This is a genomic window from Caldichromatium japonicum (genome assembly GCF_011290485.1).
GTDB classification, from domain to species: Bacteria; Pseudomonadota; Gammaproteobacteria; order Chromatiales; family Chromatiaceae; genus Thermochromatium; species Thermochromatium japonicum.
On record NZ_CP048029.1, the window covers coordinates 1,923,998 to 1,930,000 of the forward strand.

4 protein-coding genes and 2 rRNA genes (1 of these 6 running past the window's edge) are annotated in these 6,003 nt (G+C 57.7%); all 6 read right to left on the reverse strand.

Features of this window, described 5'->3' with window-relative positions; all coding sequences use genetic code 11:
* Nucleotides 1–308: 308 nt before the first annotated feature.
* Complete coding sequence (gene ispG / locus GWK36_RS09420) at nucleotides 309–1,541, reverse strand: flavodoxin-dependent (E)-4-hydroxy-3-methylbut-2-enyl-diphosphate synthase (RefSeq protein WP_166270926.1); 1,233 nt, start codon at nucleotides 1,539–1,541, stop codon at nucleotides 309–311.
* A 47-nt stretch (nucleotides 1,542–1,588) separates the two neighbouring features.
* Nucleotides 1,589–2,443, reverse strand: coding sequence for a DUF4743 domain-containing protein (locus tag GWK36_RS09425; protein ID WP_166270927.1), 855 nt, complete (start codon nucleotides 2,441–2,443; stop codon nucleotides 1,589–1,591).
* A complete protein-coding gene (locus tag GWK36_RS09430; RefSeq protein WP_246237512.1) occupies nucleotides 2,440–2,718 on the reverse strand; it encodes a nucleoside triphosphate pyrophosphohydrolase family protein in 279 nt (92 codons plus the stop codon). The genes GWK36_RS09425 and GWK36_RS09430 overlap by 4 nt, the downstream gene beginning before the upstream one ends.
* A 137-nt stretch (nucleotides 2,719–2,855) precedes the next feature.
* On the reverse strand, nucleotides 2,856–3,716 hold the full coding sequence (ppsR, locus tag GWK36_RS09435; RefSeq protein WP_166272595.1) for a posphoenolpyruvate synthetase regulatory kinase/phosphorylase PpsR: 861 nt from the start codon (nucleotides 3,714–3,716) through the stop codon (nucleotides 2,856–2,858).
* 50 nt (nucleotides 3,717–3,766) lie between these two features.
* A 5S ribosomal RNA gene (rrf, locus tag GWK36_RS09440) occupies nucleotides 3,767–3,883 on the reverse strand.
* A 55-nt stretch (nucleotides 3,884–3,938) separates the two neighbouring features.
* Nucleotides 3,939–6,003: ribosomal RNA gene (locus tag GWK36_RS09445) — 23S ribosomal RNA — on the reverse strand; it runs 822 nt beyond the window's last position.

Genomic DNA, 6,003 nt, shown 5'->3' on the forward strand with positions numbered 1-6,003 from the left:
CAGCCGGCAGCTCTGTTCAACCCATCCTGATCGACTAAGGCTCGCGCTGCCGCAAGGATTCCTGCTTGCATCGGCCGATCAGTTCATCAAGTGCGCTCGCGTTGGACTTGAATGACCAGATGGCATCAGGACATCTTAAACAAACAATCAATTGGATCGCTAACCTCCTTCCAGATCCTCATTGCCCCCTCGTAGTGGCCGAACCCGCCAGAGGGATATTACAGGGGATCTCCCTAGCAAACGCATACTCCCCCGCAGAGGGGGTCTTACTGCCCCTATTTGCCGGCATAAGGGTTGCAGGAGGGTGGTTAGATCCTTTGTCCATAGCGCCCGGTTACATAATCATCGACCATCCGTTTGAACTGCTCACCGATGTCGTCGCCTTTGAGGGTTGCGACCTTTTCTCCCTCGATATAGACCGGTGCGGCGGGGCGCTCGCCGCTCCCCGGTAGGCTGATACCGATGTCGGCGTGCTTGCTCTCACCTGGGCCGTTCACCACGCAGCCCATCACCGCCACCCGCAGGTTCTCGACCCCCGGATAGCGGCTGCGCCACTCAGGCATCCGCTCGCGCAGATAGCCCTGGATCTCCTGGGCGAGACGTTGGAAGGTATCGCTGGTCGTGCGGCCACAGCCCGGGCAGGCCGTCACCATAGGGGCGAATGATTTCAGGCCCATGCATTGCAGGATCTCTTGGGCGACGATCACCTCGCGGGTGCGCGGCTCGCCGGGCTCTGGGGTCAAGGAGACGCGGATGGTGTCACCGATACCCTCTTGCAGCAATATCGCAAGCGCTGCAGTCGAGGCGACGATGCCCTTGGACCCCATCCCCGCCTCGGTAAGCCCGAGATGCAGGGCATGCTCGCTGCGCTCAGCAAGCAACCGATAGACCCGAATCAGATCCTGTACCCCGCTCATCTTGCATGATAAAACAATCCGGTCCTTGGGCAGGCCCAGGGCAACCGCACGCTCGGCGCTCGTGATGGCCGACTCGACCATCGCCTCGATCATGATCTCCTCGCCGGGCTTGGGCCGGGATGAGCGGGCATTGGCGTCCATCATCCGCGCAACCAGATCCTGATCCAGGCTGCCCCAGTTGACCCCGATGCGCACAGGCCGGTCATACCGACAGGCGAGTTCGATCATGGTCGCAAACTGGCTGTCCTTCTTTTCACCCTTGCCGACATTGCCGGGATTGATGCGATATTTGGCCAATGCTTGGGCGCACTCTGGATAGTCGGAGAGCAGACGGTGACCGTTGAAATGAAAGTCGCCGACCAGAGGGATGTCGCAGCCCTGGGCATCGAGCGCCTCGCGGATTGCCGGGACAGCGCGGGCCGCGGCCTCATGATTGACGGTCAGGCGCACAAGCTCTGAACCGGCGCGTGCAAGCTCGATGATCTGGCTAACAGTCGCCTGGACATCGGCGGTATCGGTGTTGGTCATGGACTGCACCACGATCGGCGCGCCATTGCCAATGGTGACATGACCGACCTGTACAGGTATGGTCTGGCGTCTCGAAAGGGACTGGGTATAGGTCATAGATCTCGTCTCGCTCGGTAGGGGCGATATCTCGGACCCACCGCATTTTACGGCAAAGGCGACCTTAAGCCCCTGACGAGTTCGAGATAATCGGGTTCATCGGGCGCGATAAAACCATGCCGGATCAAGAAGTCGATGATCGTCAGGTTGCAATTGAGCTTGAAGGCATCTGTATCCCGTACCAGTTCCGCGACCTCGGCGAGCGTCAGGCGCTGGAAGGATTCTACCTCGCCGTCTTGACAGCTTGGGACAAACCCCTGGGGGAGCTCTAGGTCATAACAATACATCACATCTGGCTTGAACCCTGTCTCTGAATCGCGGCAATAGGTAATCGCGCCCACAGGGATCGCGCGGTCGGCCAGCTCACGGGGAATACCCGCCTCTTCGGCACATTCCTTGCGCAGATTCTCCTTGAGACCGAGACCATAGGGCAGCCCACCTGCGACCAGGTTATCGAGATGGAGCGGATAATGACGCCGGTCGGCAGAACGCCGCCCGACCCAAAGCTCGATCCCCTGCGCTGTACGCACATAGCCATTGAGGTGCTGGCCGAAGGCGCGAGCCCCAAAGAACGGGGCACAGGCGCGATCGATGGTACAACAAGCCTGCTCGCGAGTAGTAGCGGTGAAGGGATAGCGCTCGCCGGTCAAGGGGCCGGTAATGCCTGCCTCGGCAAGCCAGGCGCAGACCTCATCGAGCACCTGGCTGCGAGCCGAAAAGTCGAGGGAAGAATCGGACCAGACGATCCGATCGCCGATGATCGCAAAGGCATTTGGCCAGCGCCTGAGATGCTCGGCAGCAGAACGGCGTACCCAGCCTAACTGCTGACCTTCAAGAACAAAGGGAATGAAGTCGGCTGGTCTCCAGGCATTACAGGCGCGAATCTTGTCGATAAAGCTCACAGAGACTCCCCTGCCTTTACTTGATCCCAGTATACCTCCATGAGGGCGCGGGTTTCAGGTCCTGGTTGAAGACCCTGGGCACGCAATTTGCGCTCCACCTCAGCAAAACGCCGATTCGCCGCCTCTAAAGCCAGTTCGGGATCAACGTCCAGATGCTGCGCGAGATTGACGCATGAGAATAAAAGGTCACCCAATTCATGCAGGCGCGCCTGTTGGCTTGCATCCTCGGATAAGACAGCGCGACATTCGCTGATCTCTTCCTCAATCTTTGCCAAGACAGCCCCGACATCCTCCCAATCAAATCTTCGCTGGGCAGCATATCGTTGAATCTGCTCAGCGGATGCCAAGGCAGAGCTCAAATTAGTGGATTTTGCGCCTGCCTCAAGATATAGACTGGCCATGGTCGTACCGCCTAATACGACGGCTCGATCGGTAGGGGTTCACGAGTCAAGGGGCCGCCTGACTCCTGGGCATCCTTAAGTGTCTTCACAATCTGCGAAGAGATCTCTTCGATCGATAGCGATGTCGTATTGATCACAGGCGCCTGGAGACGTTTATAGATCTGGTGCGCACGGGCAATATCCTCCTGACAACGCTTCAGCGAGGCATAAGAACTGCCTCGACGTCGCTCCTCACGGATCAATTGCAGACGCTGCGGATCAATAGTCAGAGCAAACAGTTTGTGCCGACAATCGTATAGAAGTTGAGGTACATCACCGCGTTCGAAGTCTTCTTCAGTTAACGGATAATTGGCGGCGCGCAGACCATAATGCATGGCGAGATATAGACAGGTCGGCGTCTTGCCCGAACGCGACACACCGATGAGTACGACATCGGCCCGATGAAAATTATCTGGCCGCACCCCATCGTCATTGGCCATCGCAAAATTGATCGCCTCGATACGCTTGGTGTAATAACTCGGTTTGGTAATCGCATGACTGCGCCCTGATTTGCGGCTGGGCGGAACACCAAGTTCTTGGGCAAGGGGGTCGATAAAGACTTCAAACAGCTCGATATAAAAACAGTTGCCGGATTTGATGATCGACCGGATCTGCTCATCGAGCATGGTCGCAAAAACGATGGGACGCACACCATCGCGCTCGGCTGCCTCCTGCATCCGTTGGGTCAAAGCCTGAGCGCGGAGTTCAGTATTGATATAGGGCATATAAACCCGCTCAAACTCAACAGTATCAAACTGTGATAGCAGGCTTTGCCCAAGGGTTTCGGCAGTGATGCCTGTGCTTTCGGAAACAAAGAAAGCAGTACGACGCATCGAAAAAATAAAAACCAACCGCTTAAAGGGTTGGTTAGTGAGAATAAGGTCCCTGGCGGTGACCGAGGTTGGCCTGGCTTTGGGGCCAGACTAGGATAGGCGAGGGCGTGTTTCACGTCTGAGTTCGGTATGGGATCAGGTGGGGCCACGTCTCTATAGCCGCCAGGGGGTAACTGGTGGGGTGGTATGTGGGGTGTGTGGGTAGCTGTGCTTGGGTGTTATATGGTCAAGCCGCACGGTTGATTAGGACGGGTTAGCTGCATGCGTTGCCGCACTTCTACATCCCGCCTATTGACGTCGTGGTCTACGACGGACCTTGAGGGGCTTAATGAGCCCGGGAGACCTAATCTTGGGGGGGGCTTCCCGCTTAGATGCTGTCAGCGGTTATCCCGTCCGCACATAGCTACCCGGCGATGCCACTGGCGTGACAACCGGAACACCAGGGGTGCGTCCACGCCGGTCCTCTCGTACTAGGCGCAGCGTCCCGCAAGTCTCCAACGCCCACGGCAGATAGGGACCGAACTGTCTCACGACGTTCTAAACCCAGCTCGCGTACCACTTTAAATGGCGAACAGCCATACCCTTGGGACCGACTACAGCCCCAGGATGTGATGAGCCGACATCGAGGTGCCAAACACCGCCGTCGATATGAACTCTTGGGCGGTATCAGCCTGTTATCCCCGGAGTACCTTTTATCCGTTGCGCGATGGCCCGTCCATTAGGAACCACCGGATCACTAAGACCTGCTTTCGCACCTGCTCGACTTGTCTGTCTCGCAGTTAAGCACCCTTGTGCCTTTGCACTCTAACGGTGGATGTCCGACCCACCTGAGGGTACCTTCGTGCTCCTCCGTTACCTTTTGGGAGGAGACCGCCCCAGTCAAACTACCCACCATGCACGGTCCCTGCCCCGGATCACGGGGCGAGGTTAGAACGGCGAACCAGCCAGGGTGGTATTTCAAGGTCGGCTCCACGGCAACTGGCGTCGCCGCTTCATCGCCTCCCACCTATCCTACACAAGCTGCTTCAACGTTCAGTGCAAAGCTATAGTCAAGGTTCACGGGGTCTTTCCGTCTAGCCGCGGGTACACTGCATCTTCACAGCGAGTTCAATTTCACTGAGTCTCGGGTGGAGACAGTGCCGCCATCGTTACGCCATTCGTGCAGGTCGGAACTTACCCGACAAGGAATTTCGCTACCTTAGGACCGTTATAGTTACGGCCGCCGTTTACCGGGGCTTCGCTCAAGAGCTTCGCCTTGCGGCTGACCCCATCACTTAACCTTCCGGCACCGGGCAGGCGTCACACCCTATACGTCCGCTTACGCGTTGGCAGAGTGCTGTGTTTTTAATAAACAGTCGCAGCGGCCTGGTCACTGCGGCCCCCCTCAGCTCCACCCGCAGGGGGCTTTACCTACTAGGGGCGCACCTTCTCCCGAAGTTACGGTGCCATTTTGCCTAGTTCCTTCACCCGAGTTCTCTCATGCGCCTTGGGATACTCTCCCCACCCACCTGTGTCGGTTTCGGGTACGGGCACTGCCCACCTGAAGCTTAGAGGCTTTTCTCGGAAGCAGGGCATCACGCACTTCGCCATTTGGCTCGGCATCACGTCTCAGTATTAATCCCCCGGATTTGCCTAAGGGATCTACCTAAGCGCTTAAACCAGGACAACCAACACCTGGCTGCGTTAGCCGTCTTCGTCCCCCCATCGCAGTGAACAGCGGTGCCGGAATCTTAACCGGCTTCCCATCGACTACGCCTCTCGGCCTCGCCTTAGGGTCCGACTCACCCTGCGCCGATGACCGTTGCGCAGGAACCCTTGGGTTTGCGGCGTCGGGGTCTTTCACCCCGATAGTCGTTACTCATGTCAGCATTCGCACTTCCGATACCTCCAGCAGACCTTACGATCCACCTTCACCGGCTTACGGAACGCTCCCCTACCCTGCTCTACAGCAGCCGCAGCTTCGGTAGAGATCTTCATAGCCCCGTTACATCTTCCGCGCCGACCGACTCGACCAGTGAGCTATTACGCTTTCTTTAAAGGGTGGCTGCTTCTAAGCCAACCTCCTGGCTGTCTGGGCCTTCCGACATCGTTTCCCACTGAGACCTCATTTGGGGACCTTAGCTGGCGGTCTGGGTTGTTGCCCTCTCGACGACGGATGTTAGCACCCGCCGTCTGTCTCCCGTGTTGCACTTCTGCGTATTCGGAGTTTGCCTCGGGTTGGTAAGCCGGGATGGCCCCCGAGCCGAAACAGTGCTCTACCCCACAGAGTGATCACACGAGGCGCTAC